This is a genomic window from Allosalinactinospora lopnorensis, assembly GCF_000981225.1.
Classification (GTDB): Bacteria; Actinomycetota; Actinomycetes; order Streptosporangiales; family Streptosporangiaceae; genus Allosalinactinospora; species Allosalinactinospora lopnorensis.
Window position 1 is genome coordinate 40,302 of the sequence record NZ_LAJC01000034.1, and the last position, 15,576, is coordinate 55,877.

Annotated in this window: 15 protein-coding genes and 2 pseudogenes; 4 read left to right on the plus strand and 13 right to left on the minus strand. The window is 67.9% G+C overall.

Annotated features, from left to right (window positions below):
• The first annotated feature begins 96 nt into the window (after positions 1–96).
• Entirely contained in the window at positions 97–471 is a 375-nt protein-coding gene (locus VS93_RS14035) for an ArsR/SmtB family transcription factor (protein ID WP_046470379.1), read from the plus strand.
• Positions 472–538: 67 nt separating this feature from the next.
• Here VS93_RS14035 and VS93_RS14040 read toward each other — a convergent pair whose 3' ends face one another.
• Genes VS93_RS14040 through VS93_RS14055 form a run of 4 tightly spaced genes read right to left on the minus strand, consistent with a single transcriptional unit; the run spans position 539 to position 3,401 of the window.
• A complete protein-coding gene (locus VS93_RS14040) occupies positions 539–1,291 on the minus strand; it encodes an energy-coupling factor ABC transporter ATP-binding protein (protein WP_236700542.1) in 753 nt (250 codons plus the stop codon).
• Between the two features lie 59 nt (positions 1,292–1,350).
• Positions 1,351–2,118 carry a cobalt ECF transporter T component CbiQ gene (gene cbiQ, locus VS93_RS14045; protein ID WP_082126883.1) on the minus strand — a complete coding sequence of 256 codons (768 nt, stop codon included), beginning with the start codon at positions 2,116–2,118 and terminating at the stop codon, positions 1,351–1,353.
• Positions 2,119–2,163: 45 nt separating this feature from the next.
• Positions 2,164–2,844: a cobalt transporter CbiM gene (gene cbiM / locus VS93_RS14050; RefSeq protein WP_046470382.1), complete on the minus strand. Its 681-nt coding sequence runs from the start codon at positions 2,842–2,844 to the stop codon at positions 2,164–2,166.
• Positions 2,844–3,401, minus strand: a complete 558-nt coding sequence (locus VS93_RS14055) for a carboxypeptidase-like regulatory domain-containing protein (RefSeq protein WP_156184832.1) — start codon at positions 3,399–3,401, stop codon at positions 2,844–2,846. The genes cbiM and VS93_RS14055 overlap by 1 nt, the downstream gene beginning before the upstream one ends.
• A 503-nt stretch (positions 3,402–3,904) precedes the next feature.
• Here VS93_RS14055 and VS93_RS33420 point away from each other — a divergent pair.
• Positions 3,905–4,143: pseudogene (locus VS93_RS33420) on the plus strand (IS5/IS1182 family transposase); the annotation flags it as partial.
• 74 nt (positions 4,144–4,217) lie between these two features.
• On the opposite strand, the gene VS93_RS29770 reads toward VS93_RS33420, so the two are convergent.
• The 3 genes from VS93_RS29770 to VS93_RS14070 all read right to left on the minus strand — a co-directional run bounded on the left by VS93_RS29770 (position 4,218) and on the right by VS93_RS14070 (position 6,523).
• Positions 4,218–4,646, minus strand: a complete 429-nt coding sequence (locus tag VS93_RS29770; protein WP_162231683.1) for an STAS domain-containing protein — start codon at positions 4,644–4,646, stop codon at positions 4,218–4,220.
• A complete protein-coding gene (locus VS93_RS29775) occupies positions 4,643–5,209 on the minus strand; it encodes a DUF5994 family protein (protein ID WP_052745752.1) in 567 nt (188 codons plus the stop codon). Before VS93_RS29775 ends, VS93_RS29770 begins: the two co-directional genes overlap by 4 nt.
• A gap of 825 nt (positions 5,210–6,034) precedes the next feature.
• The gene (locus VS93_RS14070) at positions 6,035–6,523 is read right to left on the minus strand and encodes an IS3 family transposase (protein WP_156184833.1); all 489 of its coding nucleotides are present in this window, start codon (positions 6,521–6,523) and stop codon (positions 6,035–6,037) included.
• Between the two features lie 15 nt (positions 6,524–6,538).
• On the opposite strand from VS93_RS14070, the gene VS93_RS14075 reads away from it, so the two are divergent.
• Complete coding sequence (locus tag VS93_RS14075; protein WP_082126884.1) at positions 6,539–7,063, plus strand: integrase core domain-containing protein; 525 nt, start codon at positions 6,539–6,541, stop codon at positions 7,061–7,063.
• 868 nt (positions 7,064–7,931) lie between these two features.
• Here VS93_RS14075 and VS93_RS31675 read toward each other — a convergent pair.
• The 5 genes and pseudogenes from VS93_RS31675 to VS93_RS14095 all read right to left on the minus strand — a co-directional run bounded on the left by VS93_RS31675 (position 7,932) and on the right by VS93_RS14095 (position 11,696).
• The gene (locus VS93_RS31675; RefSeq protein ID WP_236700546.1) at positions 7,932–8,294 is read right to left on the minus strand and encodes a hypothetical protein; all 363 of its coding nucleotides are present in this window, start codon (positions 8,292–8,294) and stop codon (positions 7,932–7,934) included.
• A 75-nt stretch (positions 8,295–8,369) separates the two neighbouring features.
• A pseudogene (locus VS93_RS33425) lies at positions 8,370–9,277 on the minus strand (ATP-binding protein); the annotation flags it as partial.
• A gap of 151 nt (positions 9,278–9,428) precedes the next feature.
• A complete protein-coding gene (locus tag VS93_RS14085; protein ID WP_046470383.1) occupies positions 9,429–9,665 on the minus strand; it encodes an acetyl-CoA carboxylase in 237 nt (78 codons plus the stop codon).
• Positions 9,666–9,816: 151 nt separating this feature from the next.
• Entirely contained in the window at positions 9,817–10,797 is a 981-nt protein-coding gene (locus tag VS93_RS14090; RefSeq protein WP_046470384.1) for a 5-oxoprolinase subunit C family protein, read from the minus strand.
• Positions 10,794–11,696, minus strand: coding sequence for a 5-oxoprolinase subunit B family protein (locus tag VS93_RS14095; RefSeq protein WP_046470385.1), 903 nt, complete (start codon positions 11,694–11,696; stop codon positions 10,794–10,796). Before VS93_RS14095 ends, VS93_RS14090 begins: the two co-directional genes overlap by 4 nt.
• Before the next feature lie 324 nt (positions 11,697–12,020).
• Between VS93_RS14095 and VS93_RS14100 the strand changes: the two genes are divergently transcribed.
• On the plus strand, positions 12,021–12,788 hold the full coding sequence (locus VS93_RS14100; RefSeq protein ID WP_046470386.1) for a LamB/YcsF family protein: 768 nt from the start codon (positions 12,021–12,023) through the stop codon (positions 12,786–12,788).
• A gap of 146 nt (positions 12,789–12,934) precedes the next feature.
• On the opposite strand, the gene VS93_RS14105 is transcribed toward VS93_RS14100, so the two are convergent.
• A complete protein-coding gene (locus tag VS93_RS14105; protein ID WP_046470387.1) occupies positions 12,935–15,310 on the minus strand; it encodes a xanthine dehydrogenase family protein molybdopterin-binding subunit in 2,376 nt (791 codons plus the stop codon).
• Positions 15,311–15,576 lie beyond the last annotated feature (266 nt).

Consider the following 15,576-nt stretch of genomic DNA (forward strand, 5'->3'; position numbering starts at 1 on the left):
TTCCGGGCAGCGCCCGCATCCGGTGGTGTGGGCCGCATCCCCCTGGCCAACCGGGCGGAGGAAAGTCGGCGTGGCCGAGCCGACTTCGTACATGGCATGATTTCTCGTGTGACCATTAAGCCCGAGCGAGGCCTGATTGAGCCCGAGCGGGTTCGGCACGCTCTTCACGGCCTGGGGGACCGCTCGGCCGTTCGGGAATGGGCGCAGCGGTATTCGGTCCTGGCTGATCCCTCCCGCCTCACGCTGCTCGTGTGCATTCATTATGCCGAGGAGATCTGTGTCTCGGATCTCGCGGTGGCGGCCGGGATGAGTGACACAGCGGTCTCCCAGGCGCTGCGTCACCTGCGTGCGCACAATCTGGTCGAGGCTCGGCGCGAGGGAAAACTGGTGCGCTACCGGTTGGCCGACGAGACGGTGCACGATCTGATCCATCTGGTGCGGCCACACTCGGTAGACAACGAGTCGTCCTGAGGGGCGCCGTCCTGCGGCACGTGCGCAGCGGCTTGAGCCCGGATAGCCGTGCATCGGGCGCGGGCCGCTAGGTTTCCTCGTCGGGTGCCATGCGGCGCTGCTGGGCGGGAGCCTCCAGGCTGCGGGGTGTCTCGAGTCCGTTCTCCTCCATCAGGTTCGCTTGACGCATGATCGTTCGGGGCTCGCCGCCGACGATGACCTGGCCGTCATTGATGACGACAACACGGTCGCACACCTCGAGAACGAACTCGAGATCGTGCGACGCGATCAGGAGCGCCTGCGCGGCGGAGTTCAGAAAGCGAATCAGGCGCCTGCGCGAGCGGATGTCAAGACTCGCGCTGGGTTCGTCGTAGATGATCACGCGTGGCTGCATCGCCAGGACGCCCGCGATGGAGACCATCCGCTTCTCTCCGCCGGAGAGGTGATGCGGTGCGCGGTCGGCGAGCTCGTGGGTGTCCGTGAGCGTGAGTGCCTCGCTCACCCGGGCGGCGACCTCCTCCGGGGGCAGCCCCATGTTCTGCGGACCGAATGCGACATCGTTCCACACGGATGGAGAGAACAGCTGGTCGTCCGGATCCTGGAAGACCAGGCCGATGTCAGGATGGAAGCTCTTGGGCCGGATCGAGTCGCCGAAGAGCCGCACTGTTCCCGCGTCAGGCTGCAGGATCCCGCACGCGGTGAGGAAGAAGGTCGTCTTTCCGGCACCGTTGGGGCCGATCAGGCCGACCCGTTCGCCTGCGGCCACCTGCAGGTTCATGCCGCGGAGCACCCCAAGCCCGTCCGGGTAGGAGAAACGCACCCCGGATGCCTCGAGTGCCACTGTCTCCGTCCGCGCTCTGCCCCCTGGTACCGGGCCGTCCTCGGGACGATTCCGCGATTTCATAGCACCTCCAGCAGCACCAGGCCGGCGGCGAGTAGCATCGTGGCGCCCAGGGCGACGATATCCCGCGGTCCGGCGTGGAAATGGTAGTAGTTGCGTTTCGCCGCTCCATAGCCGCGCAGGGTCATGGCCTGGTGGATGCGGGTGGACTGGTCATGACCGCGGACAAGCAGGCTCCCGGTGAGCGCGCCGAGCGTGGCGAGGCTGTGCGGATCAGGCCGTCGCGGTTGGAAGCCGCGGAGCCGTGCCGCCGTGCGCATCCTGTTCAGATCGTCGCCGAGTTCGTACAGGTACCGGTAGGAGAACAGCATCATGTCGGCGAGGACTCCGGGCAGTCGCAGCGCGCGCAGTGCCGTGATGGTGGTCAGCATGGGCGCCGTCGCGAAGGCCACCAGCCCGATCGTGACGATGGCGACGAATCTGCCGGCGATCAGCAGAAAATCCAGGATCCCCTCGTGGCGCAGGGACAGTGGGCCAAGCCGCGCGAGTACCGTCTCGCCCGAGAAGAACGGCAGGATGACGGCCAGGAGGAGAATGAGGACGCCGGGATAGCGCAGCCGGCCGATCACGAATCCCAGCGGTAACCGGGACAGGACGGCCAGCCCCGCACTTATGGCGAGCATGGCGGGAACGGGCCGTAGGTCAGTGACGAAGGCGCACGCGAAGGCCAGGGCACCGAGCCCTACCAGCTTCAGTCGGGGGTCCCAGCGGTGCACCGGGGAGTCCAGCTCCGCGTACCGGTCGATCCCGTACTTCATCCGCACCATCCGAAGACCTGGCCGCCGGTCACGCCCGGGCGGGAGGCGCAGGGGTCAACTCCGCCTCCTCGCCGGCCGGGGCGCCGGATCTCCTCCGAGTAGTCCGGGTCGGACCCGCAGCAGGAAGAGCACCACCAGCGCGGTGGCGGCACCTTCGATCACCCCGAGTGGGACATGGGCGAGGACCAGCGCGGAGATGGCGGCGCGTTCCGTCGCGACGTCGATGGTGGCCGGCACCGTGGTGACCAGCAGCACGAAGAGGATCGCGGCAGCGGCCACCAGGCCGATGAAGCCTCCCAGGAATCCGAAGACGCCCGTCCACAGTGGCCGCCGCCTGGACGGCAGGCAGCGCAGAGTGCGCATCCGGAAGATGGAGTAGGCCAGCAGTGCGGGGATGCCCATCATCGCCGCGTTGACACCCAGGCTCGTCAGGCCACCGTGCCCGAACAGGACCGCTTGGAAGAACAGCCCGATCAGGATGGCGGGGAAGGCATACCAGCCCAGGACCACCCCCATGAGCCCGTTGAGGATCAAGTGCACGCTGGTCGGTGGCACCGGCACGTGGACCCAGGACAGCACGAGGAACGCGGCGGTGAACATGGACGCCTTGGGGATCTCGGCGGTCGGATCGTCCTGCCGCTGGATCCTGCGCAGCGAATACCATGTGGCGACCGCGGTGATCCCGTAACCGCTGGCGATGACACCGGCCGGCAGGATCCCGTCGGGGATGTGCATCAGGCGCGTTTCCGGTTCGTGAAGTACAGCGCCGTCCCGAGGAAGCCCCAGATGGCCAGTGCGCTCATGACGACGATCTGGAGGGGCCCGGTGCCGCCCCAGGAGGATGTGGCGCTGCCGCCCGCGCCGGCCCCCTCGTCTGGGACGGTGTCTTCCTGCTTCGGGGCGTCCTTCTCCTGCTCTTGGGCCGCCCCCTCGTCCTCCGCGGAGGAGATCCCGCTTTCCTCCACCGGAATCTCCAGGACATCGCCGTGCCCGGCATGGCGTACCTCTACTTGCCAGGTCCCCGCCTCGGCGGGCACGAACAGGAAGTTCCCCTCGTCGTCGATGCTCCCGGTCATCCACGGATCTGAGGAATCCTCCGGCGAGTACACGGTCACCTGGGCGTCCGCCAACGGTTCGCCGGTGTCGTACGTGGCCTCCACCAGCACCGCGTCGGCCTGCTCGTGGTCGAGTTCGACACCGTGTGCGAGTGCCTTCGCCGGCCAGCCGAGCACCACCAGGGAAACGCACCCGGCCAGAGCCGCCTGTGCCCACCGTGTCCTGCCTCGTCTCACGTTCTGACCTCCGATGCGTGGGGGCGCGGGCATGTCAGTCGACCCGCCGGACACGGGGGTGAGGTCGCGCGGCGCTGCACGACGCCCGGTGGTGCAGCCACAGTGGGCCGGACGCGCCAGGAGGAATCTGCGCACCCCAGTGGGCGGGGGAGGGAGGAGCCGCCGCTTCTCGCTGCATTTCACCTCATTACCTGATCAGGTGAATAATAGAGTGGAAGGAAAGACGCGCGCAATGAGGCCTTCTCGGCCGGCTCTCTTTCCAAGCGTGAGTGAGGACCAGGACTGCCTGGGCAATGGCGCCGATCCGGGTAGGGCTGAACGGGGCGCGATCAGCAGTGGAGAGAACCGCGCCGCGTTGGTGCTGGAGGAGGTCGGCGGAAAGAGTTCCCGCATCCCGCTGACGGCGCCGGGAGGCGGTGCGGGCGGTCCCACGCGGGCCCCGCCTGGAACCCGGCAGCCGACCTCTGAGTCGAGACCTGCGACGGGTGCCGGATGGGTTGTGGGAGCTGGACTGGTCGCGGTGCGCGACCGACTCGGTGAACCTGCGTGCGGGCAAAGGGGGATCCGACGGGCTCGAAATCCTGTCGAGCGCGGCAGGACAGGCGCGAAAATCCACCTGATCGCCGAGTGGACCGGCCTTCCCCCATCAATCGGACTCTCGGGGCGGATCTGCACGATAGCCAGGACTTTGAGGCTCATCAGAGGGGTAGCGCCGGTCCGCTCCCGTCGCGGGCACCGCCGAGCCGGCGACCACCGCGCCCGGCTGAGGCGAGGTGGGTGAGGGCGGGGTGGCGTAACCGGTGCGGAGCCTCGTGCTCACCGTGGGCGTGAGTGGCTCGTGCCGGGGTGGAGGGCTGCGTCGCGCGTGCCCTCAGCGAGGGCCCGGGCGAGTGTGGGGTGGATGGTGAGGACACGGTCCAGCCCGGTGATGCGCAGGATCCCGCGCATCTGCGGCCGAGGCCCGGTCAGCCGCAACTCGATGCCGAGCCGGTCGGCCCGGTGGCGCGTGCCGACCAGCATGGCGAGGCCGGCCGCGTCGCAGAAGGTGATCCCGGACAGGTCGATGACCAGCAGTTTCATCCCAGGTCGGAGTGCGGCGAACAGGTGTTCGCGTAACGCGGGGGTGACGGCGCAGTCGATTTCGCCGTGCAGCCTGACGACGGGGATGGTAGAGCCGCGGGGCACGGCCGGTCCGCCCCCGGTGCGGGTCTGGCCGTGCCGGGGCCCGGGCGCTGTGGTGGTCACGACCCGACCCGCCCCGCGTGAGCACGCCCGGGACGCGCTGGTTCGGCCTCGGCGGGTCCTGGCCGCCCGCCTTCGGACTCCCAGTCGGTCTCCGCTGCGGTATCGGGTGGCAGGAGCAGGCGGTCGGCGGCGGTGATGAGGTCGGGGGCGTGGGTGATGTTGGCGTGCTGGGCGGCCAGTCCGATGGCGGCCCAGGCCGTTGGCATGCTCACCCCGGGCGGGACGACCAGCAGGTCGACGCGGGCGCCGTTGGCGCTGATCGCGGTGAGTGAATCGGCGGGCATGGAGGTGAACCAGGCGAGCCGGATCGCGCGTCCGGCCACTTCCAGCAGGTGGGGCCGGCTCTTCCAGCCGGCGGCCCCCAGCATGATGTGGTGGATGGGGCCCCGGTAGTCGTCGAGGGCGAGGATGAGGCCGGGTAGCTCGGCGACGGGGTCGTTGGACCGCGGCCACCAGCCGCCGTCGAGCAGGGTGTGCCGGGCTGCCAGGGATTGCAGCAGGAGCCGGGGGACCGACGGCGGCGAGTCGGAGACCACGGGTCGGCGTTGTGTGGGAGTCAGCATGGGAGCGGTGCTCCTGTCTCCCGAGACGCCGCACGCGCTGCGTGCTGTCCCGGGTTGGTGGGATGCGCGAATGATCGGCTACGGCCTGCGCATAAGGCGAGGTAGCCCGGCGATCCAGGACCGATCGCCTCAGCGCCCACGGGTATGACTCTCAACAGCCACGACGCGGTGGAACGTACAGAGACCCTGCGAACGCGATACGAGATCGGCACGACATCTTCATTGGAACGGCCGGTGTGACAGGCAATCCTTATGCAGGGATGTCATCGTCTCCGGATACCTCCACCCTACGCCCACAGGAGTAAAGAGCAAGTCATGAAGGGGGCGTGCACGGCCTGCGGCCCGAGCCCGGCGTCCCCACCGGCGGCCGGGCGGGCACGGTACAGGAGCCCTCAAAGGGCAGACCAAGCAGGTCAGAAAGAGGCGGGAGGCCGCTCAACGTCGTATGCGTGGGGTCTGCGAGGGCTGTCGGGCGCAGCGCCGTGTTCGGCGCGTGTGTGCCCAGCATGGCCAGACGGGCGTGGCGGCACTGTGCCCGATGGCAGCGAGGTGGACGAAGGCGGAGTCGATGCAGGGGGCGGTCGTTGGGTTCGGGCCGTGGCGGATGTCGACCTGCGTGGGCGGGTATTCGACGCACTGGTAGGGCAGTCAGCCGCGTCCGGTGGCGAAACCGGGGCTTCCCCCCGAAGTCCGTGGTCGGAGTGGAAGACGACCCCGGCCAGACACCCGCGCTCGCATGCGGCCGCCTCCAAGGCGTCGGCCACCAGGGCGGTGCGCATGTGCTCGGCGATCGACTGCCCACCAGGCGGCGCGAGTACAGGTCGATCACGAGGCCAGGTACAGGAAGCGGTCTCCTTCGATGGGCAGGTAGGGGGTCCCCCTCCTGCCCGAGGGCGGAAAGGGAGGGCATGTCTCCGACGTAGCGCCGGTTGGACGCATCGGCGGTGAAGTCCCGCTCCAGCAGGTCGGAAACCGGCTGGTCGGCGGGGTCAGGCATAGTGGTGCGCACCTTCCTTCGCAGATGAACACCGACGACCCGGCGGCGCGCATCAGCCGCTCCACCCGCTTGTGGTTGACGTGGCGCCCCTTCTCGCGCAGCTCAGCGGTGATCGGCGGTGCCCCGTAGGCCGGATCGGCCTCGTGGAGGGTCCGGGGCGCCGCGGTCAGCTCCGCATCACATCCGATCCGCTCGATACGCGCCCCCTGGCCTTTCTTCCAGGCGTAGTAGCCCGAGCGCGATAGTCCCAGCACCATGCGCAGCCGCTTGACGCCGAAGACGCCCGCGTAGTCCTCGACGAAGCAGGAGCGGCTCACCACCTCGTCTCTTCGGTGAAATGGCGGACGCTTTGCGCAGGATCCCGCCCGAACCACTCCACCACCTGCGGGAAGGTGGAACGGTTCCAGCAGACCCTGAAAAAGTGGCTGGCCGCGCAACACGGCCAGCCCACCACCCTCGCCGCGCTGCAGGCCCTCCTGGACTCCTTCGTCGTCGCCTACGACCACCACCGACCGCATCGGTCCCTGCCGGCCCGGGCAACCCCCGCAACCGCCTACCAGACCCGACCTAAAACCACTCCCGGCGGCCGCAACGACAGTCATTACCGCCTGCGCCGCGACCGCATCGACCACGTTGGCGGAGTCACCTTGCGCGTGGCCGGTCGCCCGCACCACATCGGCATCGGGCGAACCCACGCCCGAACCCGCGTCCTGCTGCTGGTCCAGGACCTGCATGTGCGGGTGATCAACGCCGCCACCGGCGAACTCCTCCGCGAGCTGGAACTCGACCCCAGCAAGGACTACCAGCCCACCGGCCGACCACCCGGCCCACAACCAAAACGCCCCCGAACCCAATGAGGGTTCAGGGCCATTCCGATCTCTTGAGAGATCACACTGTGCACCTGGCAGGATTCGAACCTGCGACCGTCGGGTTAGCAGTCCTCACTTGGTGCCGGGCCGGGATGACGCGTGCCGGTTCGTTCCGCGTTGTCCCAGCGCACATGCCGTTTCCTGTTACTCGGTGTTGTCCTGTGCCGCTCGCGTCCAAAACAACCGAGCACACACGGAGCGCACACCCCGGTGGAGCGGCACAGTCTGGGTTCGCCCTGCTACGGCGCGGCGAAATCCAGTCGGCGGTGTCGTCTCCAGGGCGGTGTGATGGAGGGTAGAGGGAACCCCGTGAGCTTCGGCGAAGACGCCTCCCGCATCCGCACCGGCCACGGTCCGCAGAACATGGCGATGCTGCGCAATCTGGCCATCCCACTGCGAGGAGTCTGGGCACCGTCACCATCCCCCAGGCCCTTCGCTGGGTGCCCTACGAGCCCTTCACCCGCCCTCTCGAACTCCTCCAAATCCCCTGAACAGCAAGAACATTGACACCCATCCGACTTTGCAACAGCCCTGGGGTCGCACGGGGATCTCCCTCTTAACCGGCTAACGCTTGTTTTTCTCCTGGTCACCGAGAGCTTCTTCGCGTCGTTGGAGACCGAGCTGATCGACCAGACCCGTTTTGCTACTCGGGCCGATGCCGAGCGGGAGGTGTTCTCAGCAAGGGGGTCTACAGCCCTTGGCGGAGGCATTCAGCGGACGGTTGTCTCAGCCCAGCCGAGTATGAACGTCGTCACACTGAAGCCGCCCAACGCCGTCCCGTAGCGCTGTCCGAGGCCGCGTAAAACCCAAGCCCACAAGGGTCCACCAAACCGAAGCAAGATCATCCCTTCCCGCGTCACGACGTGAGGCGGCGCTCCAACCAGCGGGTGTCCACGGCGGCCGCCTGGAACTCCGCGTCCTGCAACAGCCTCGTGTGCAGGTCCGCCGTGCTCCCCACTCCGTCGATCTCGAGTTCGGTCAGGGCCTGGCGTGCCCGCGCCAGCGCCTGCGGGCGGTCCGCGCCCCAGCAGATCACCTTGGCCAGCATGGAGTCGTAGAACGGGCTCACGGTGTCGCCGGCGGCGAACCCGGTGTCCACACGCACACCCGGCCCACCCGGGACGATGAACGTGCTGAGATTCCCGGGAGTGGGCGTGAAGTCGTTGTCGGGATCCTCGGCGTTGATGCGGACCTCAATGGCCGCGCCGGACAGCACCACGTCTGACTGGGTGAAGGACAGCGCGTCGCCCGCGGCGACGCGGAGCTGCTCGGCGACGAGATCGACCCCGGTGACGCACTCCGTGATGGGGTGTTCGACCTGGAGCCGGGTGTTCATCTCCATGAAGTAGAAGGAGCCACCCGGTTCCACCAGGAACTCCACAGTGCCGGCACCCACATAGTTCACGTGCTTGGCGAGCCGGACAGCGGCGGAGGCAAGGTCGGCGCGGACCGCGTCGTCCAGGCCCGGCGCGGGAGCCTCTTCGATGAGCTTCTGTCGACGCCGCTGTACCGAACAGTCACGCTCGTAGAGGTGGACCACGTTGCCCTGGGTGCAGCCCAGGACCTGGACCTCCACGTGGCGCGCGTCCTGGACCGCACGTTCGAGGTAGAGCGTTCCGTCCCCGAACGCCGCGGTGGCTTCCGCCTGGCTGTGGGGAAAACCTGCGCCAGTTCCTCAGGGCCGGCAACAGGGCGGATGCCGCGACCGCCGCCTCCGGCCGTGGCCTTGACCAGGAGGGGGTAGCCGATTCCCTCGGCCTCCTTCTGCGCCGCCGCCATATCGGTCAGCGGTCCCGAACCAGGGACGATGGGGACTCCCGCGGCGACCGCGGTACGCCGGGCTTCGGACTTGTCGCCCATCTGGGCGATGACCTCCGCGGGCGGACCCACGAACACCAATCCGCGGTCGCGCACCGCCCGGGCGAAATCCGCGTTCTCGGCGAGGAACCCGTAGCCGGGATGCACGGCGTCCGCCCCGGACTCCGCGGCTGCCCCCAGTACGGCCTCAGTGTTCAGGTACGATTTGGGCGCCGGTGATCCGCCGATGTGGTGGGCGGCGTCGGCGAGTCGGACCCAGCGGGCATCCGCGTCGGCCTTGGAGTACGCCGCGACCGCCTCGATACCCGCCTCATGGCAGGCACGGACGATCCGCAGCGCGATCTCCCCTCGGTTGGCCACGAGCACCCGCCGTAGTCCGCTCATCTTCTCCACCCCGTATGTGATGCCGCCTACTGATCCGCCGTTCTCGCCCGCACCCACCGACCCTGTCGATCCAGATGGGGAGAGGTGCCGGGAATGCCTGGTCAGTCAGCATCGACGCCCGGTGCTGTCCGTGCCGGCGCGGCGCGTGGTGTCAGTTCTTGAGTTCAACGATGTCCTCACCGATGGAAACCTCGTCGCCGTCCTCGACCAGGAAGCCCGCGACCGTTCCCGCCTGCTCGGCCTTGACCTCGTTGAAGTTCTTCATCACCTCGATCAGGGCGATGGTCTGGCCCGGAACGATAGTGTCACCTGCCTGCACATAGGGGTCCTCCGTCGGGGCCGGCCGGCGGTAGAAGACGCCCGGAATCGCAGCCTTGATCGTTGCCATGTGTCTTGCCCTTTCTGACTTCCACACCGATCGTGGGACGTGGCAGCGCCCCCGTTTTCGTGCCTCTACAGCACACCGCCCGACATACTCCGCGTGCCCCACTGCGTCACAAACGCGCGAAACGGTGAGGATGCGACTGATGGGCCGTGGATCACCTCCGTAGGGACTCGCGCGTCCGCTCCAGGCGTTCTCTACGGTCACGGCGGGCGGCGAGCGCGGCATCGAGATCCACGGGCTCGAAGCGGACCTGGTCTCCCGACTTGGTCTGGGCGATGGTGTCGCGGTCGACCGAGACCACGGTGCCCACGGTCGCATAACCACCCGCGGTAACCGCGTCGTTGAGCAGCACAATCGGCTCATCGCCCCCAGGGACCTGGATGGACCCGATCGGATAACCGAGGTCGACGACGTTGGCGGGGTCGCTCCCCGCGCCGTGCGGGACTTTCCGATCCACGAACCTCAGGCTGCCGCCGCGCAAGCGGTATCCGATCCGGTCGGCGTCCTTGGTGACCTTCCAGGGAACCTCGGTGAACTCCCGCATCGATTCGTCGGTGATGCGGTAGCTACACAGGCCGATCATGGTGCGCAGGGTCGCGACCTCTGGGAACGTGGGACGAAGCTTCTCCGGCACGGTGCTGCCGACGGTGGGGGGCGCCACGGAGTCGTCGCCGAGGGGAAGCCGGTCGTCGTTCTTGAGCGCGCGGCCCTGGAAGCCGCCGAGCCCGGTGAGGGTGTAGGTCGACCGCGACCCCAGGTAGCTGTCCACGCCGATGCCGCCGCTGACGGCGATGTACGGACGGGCGCCGGCGGTCAGCATCGCGAAGTCGAGCACGTCGCCGGCGCGCACGGTCAGGGTGCTCCAACGCTCCACCGGTTCACTGTTGACGGTCACCGCCGCCTCGGCTCCGGTGACGGCCACATACCGGTCGTCGGTGAATTCGATCCGGGGTCCCACGTAGGTGACTTCCAACGCTGCCGCACCGTCCGGGTTGCCGACGAGCATGTTGGCCACCCGGTAGGAGTACTGGTCCATCGCGCCGGAGGGAGGTATCCCCAGCGAGTAGTGGCCGTCGCGACCGATGTCCTGGACAGTGGTGTGTAGGCCACCCCGGTGCACCAACAGTTCGCTCATCGGTAGAGGACCTCCAGGAGTTCGACGTTGACGCCGTCGGGGTCGGCGAGGAAATGCGCTGGAGAGAACTCGTACTCGCGGATCCGGTAGTGGAACGTGCCCTTCTCGACCTCGGCGCGTACCGCGTCGAACTCGGTCTGGTCAATGGATCGGTACCGCAGGATGTCGCCGGGCCGAGGGAAGACGATGCTGTCGCGGAAGTCGGCGAGGCTCTGGGTGAGGTCGAACACGGGCGCAGGCGCCAAGCCGAACAGTTGGTAGCCACCGGCGCCCCGTACCGGGTACACGACGGCGAACGCTCCGCCGTAACCGAAGGCGCGCTCCGGCGTGTCCGTCCGCGGGCGGACGTACTTCGGGACCTCGATCTGCCGATCCCGGGGCACCATCTGGTAGCAGAACGGCAAGCCCGGAACGAAACCGATCATGGTGACGAGGAAGGGGGCACCCGAGAGGGCGTCGATCAGCTGGGAGACGGTGCCGAATCCGTTGATGCGGGCCGCGTACTCCAGATCGGAGGCCTCCGGATCCTGGTGACGGTCACGAAAACGCATCAGTGTCTCGTGGGTCCACGGGTCGTTGTAGAGGACCGGGACGTCGACGAGCCGGGTGTGCAGGGTTTTGTCCTCGGCCAAGGGCTGGACGGTTTGTTCCAGGCTTTCGAGGTGCGCGACCAGCTCCGCCGGGTGCACGCGGTCAGGATCGATCCGAATCAGGTAGGAAGCATTCGAAGGGCAGATATCGATAACGCCTTCGATGTTCTCTTCGCGGAGGACCGACGTGATCGCCATCGCCTTGAAGTTGGCCTCCAGGCTCATGGCTTCGTCCAGTTCGACGAAGATGAACTCATCTCCGCCGTAGTCGTACCGCGCCCGCGGCAGCTCCACCGACGTCGTGGCCATTGGTCACCTCTCTGTCCGTCGTCGGCAGTCTGTCCCGGTTGTCCATCCGGGGTCTCCTCCCTGCCCGACCACGACCAACGGAATGTTCGGTCGGGTACCCCGTGTATCACACCTTCCCTCGTCGCAGGAGTTATATCTAGTCACCAGGCTGGAGAAACCAGTTGTGTCCTTGGTGTTTCCGGCGTGTCTGGATATCCGCACGTGCTCTGGCGGGGGCGTATCTCGGCGAATCGCGGGAATCTCAGACCCACCCGGTGTGGATACCGATGCGCGACGCCGGTCTGTGGCCGGAGCATCGGCCGGACCGTCGCAGGAGGTTGCCCAATGAAGAAACTCATCGATCTCAACGCCGACGCAGGGGAGAGCATCGGTCGGTGGCGACTGGGGCACGACGAAGGGCTGCTCCCGAAGGTTTCCTCGGTAAACGTCGCCTGTGGGTGGCACGCCGGGGATCCCGCGACAATGCGGAGGTCGGTCGCGCTTGCGCAGGCAGGGGACACCGCGCTGGGCGCCCATCCCGGGCTGCCCGACCTTGTGGGCTTCGGACGGCGGGCGATGGCCCTGTCACCCCAGGAGGCGGCTGACGCGTGCGTGTACCAGTACGGGGCGTTGCGCGCGTTCGCCGACAGTGCTGGGGTGCCGGTGACGCACATCAAGGCACACGGTGCCCTGTACGGGATGACCATGCGCGACCCCGAGGCCGCCGACGCGGTCGTGGAGGCCACCACCAGGCTGGGGCTGATCACCGTCCTGTTGGCGGGACCAACGGCGGACCGGGCCGCGCAGCGTGGTGCACGCGTGGCGCGGGAGGCATTCGCCGACCTCGAGTACCACGATGACGGCACCATCATCATCGAGCCCAACCCGGAAGCCAAGGATCCCGAACTGTGCGCCGAGAAAGCCATCGGGATCCTCCGCGGATACGTGTTCTCGACGACCGGTAGGCGGGTCGACGTGGACGCCGACACCATCTGCATCCACGGCGACCGCCCCAACGCCCTCGACGTGGCCGACGCGATCGTGCGCCGGTTCGCCGAGGAGAACGTGCGGATGGCCCCGATGGCGGAGGTATTGGCGGCCCGCAGCTCCTAACGTCCCCGCTCACTCACGTCCGTCCTGGGTGGAATCGCGAGCGAGGTCGTGGGAACGGTCGGGCACCGGACCCGGTGCCCGACCGTTCCCCTTGTGTCCTCGGCGCTGTTCCCGGTGGTATCCCGGTCATGTTCCGGCATCGGCGTTCAGCCGTGTCGCATTCCCGCGGAGTTCCTGGCCGCGGTCAGGCTTTCCCAGACACGCTCCGGGGTGGCCGGCATGTCGATGTGGTCCACCCCGAACGGGGTGAGCGCGTCAATCACCGCGTTGATGACGGCGGGAGTCGAGGCGATACTTCCGGACTCCCCCACTCCCTTCACCCCCAACGGGTTGGTCGGTGACGGAGTCACCATGTGGTCGAGCGTGAAGCTGGGCAGATCCGGTGCACCCGGCGTGAGATAGTCCGTCATCGAGGCGCTGGTGAGGTTGCCGTCGTCGTCGTACACGGCCTCCTCGTACAGCGCCTGCCCGATGCCCTGGGCGATCCCGCCGTGCATCTGGCCGTCCACGATCTCGGTGTTGATGACGACTCCGCAGTCGTCGACCCCGTAGTAGCGCGGAACCGCCACCTGCCCCGTCTCGGTGTCGATCTCCACGACACAGATGTGCGTGCCGAACGGGTATGTGAAGTTCGGTGGGTCGAAGAACTCCTGTTCCGAGAGTCCGGGCTCCATCCCCTCCGGAAGGTCGGACGCGGTGTGCGCGGCTGCAGCGACCTCCTGGATCGTCACCGCGTGACCGGGAGAGCCCACGACCGCGAACCGCCCGTTGTGGAACTCCAGGTCGGATTCTGCGGCTTCGAGCATGTGCGCGGCCAAGGTCCGCGCCTTGTCCACCACCTTCCCACAGGCGAGGTGCACCGCCGTTCCACCGACGGCTGCACTGCGGGACCCGTAGGTGTCCAGCCCGTAGGGCGCGGCATCGGTGTCGCCGTGGATCACGTGAACGTCGGCGAAGGGAACCCCCAACGCGTCGGCCACGATCTGCGCCCAGGTGGTCTCGTGCCCCTGGCCGTGTGGCGAGGTTCCCGTGACCACCTGCACGGTGCCGGTGGACATCATCCGGACCTGCGCGGTCTCCCATCCGGGCGCGTGCAGCCGCAGCGCGGCGGTCATCTTCGACGGCGAGAGTCCGCCGTTCTCCGTGTAACTGCACAGTCCGATGCCGAGCTGCCGTCGCTCACCGGCCGCGCGGCGTCGTTGCTGTTCGGCACGCAGACTCCGGTAGTCCGCGAGTTCCAGCGCCCGATCCAGCGTGGCCTCGTAGCGCCCCGAGTCCATCTCCAGACCGGAGGGCGTGGTGGCGCCGTTCTCGAACGGCGGGTGGTAGTTACGGCGGCGGAGCTCCGCGGGATCCATCCCGAGCCTCCGGGCCAACGCGTCCATGGCGCGTTCCACCCCGTAGATGCCTTCGGTGCGGCCGGCGCCACGGTAGGAGTCGGTTGGTGTCTTGTTCGTGAAGACCCCCGTGCACTCCACAGAGTAAGCGCCGAAGGAGTACACGCCGGGGAAGATGAACGCGCTCAGCAGCGGAATTCCGGGCGTGAGGAGCTGGAGGTAGGCGCCCATGTCGGTGAGGATCCGGACCCGCATGCCCAGCAGCCGGCCCCCGCTGGTCGCCGCCAGCTCGACGTGCTGGATCTGGCCCCGTCCGTGTGTCATGGTCTGGCTGTCCTCGGACCGTTCCGCCACCCACTTCACGGGCTTGGCCAACCGTCGGGCCAGCGCCACCCCGATGCACTCCTCCGGATAGACGTTCAGTTTGCCGCCGAAGCCTCCGCCAACGTCGGGCGCGATCACGCGGAGGTTCTGTTCCGCTACCCCGCACACACCGGCAAGCACACTGCGCAGGATGTGCGGGATCTGGGTGGAGGAGTGGAGAGTGAAGCCGTCACGGGCCGGATCCGGGGCGACGACCACGGCTCGCGGCTCCATCGGAGTCGGCTGCAACCGCTGCTGCACGTAGCGCTCCTGGACCGTGACGTCGGCCTCGGCGAACGCCTCGGCCACATCCCCGTTCTCCAGACCCCAGGTGTAGCTCTCGTTGGTGCCGAGCTGCTCGTGGACGAGAGGGCCATCGGCGATGGCCCTCTCGCTGTCGAGCACGACCGGTAAGGGCGTGTAGTCGACGTCCACGGCCTCCAGGGCATCGGCCGCCAGCCCGGGATCGGTCGCGGCGACCACCGCGACCGCTTCACCCACGAAGTTGACCTCGTCGACGGCCATCGGTGGGTGGTCGGGAATCGCGATGTCCTCAGTCACGGGCCAGGCACAGGGAATGGACCCCCACTCCCCGGTCAGATCGGCCCCGGTGAAGACCGCCATCACGCCGGGGCGCTGCGCCGCCGCCGAGACGTCGATCCCGTCGATCCGGGCATGGGCCAGTGGACTTCTCAGGATGGCCAGGTGCAGTGTGCCCGGAGGAGCCACGCTGCCGGTCCACCGCGCTCGTCCCGTCACCAGCGGGCCGTCTTCCTTACGCAGCGTCCCGCTCCCGATCTGGCGCGGTAGGGGATCGGTCATCGTGCATGCCTCCTCATCGGCGGCACAGGCAATACCTGTTCCATCACGGAGAAACCATCACACGAAGCATCTCCATCAGCCGTCCGATCCACACCTACGCGCGCTGGTCAGGGGACCGGCGGCGGTCCACCGCCCTCAGCGGCTGAGCACTGCGGGCATCACCGCCCCGGCGGCCCGCAGCGCTCTGCGGCGACGCGATGGTCGAGCCCTGTGCGTCTCCCTCGAACAAGAACCGCGCCACCGACAGCCCTGGCCCAGTCGGCACT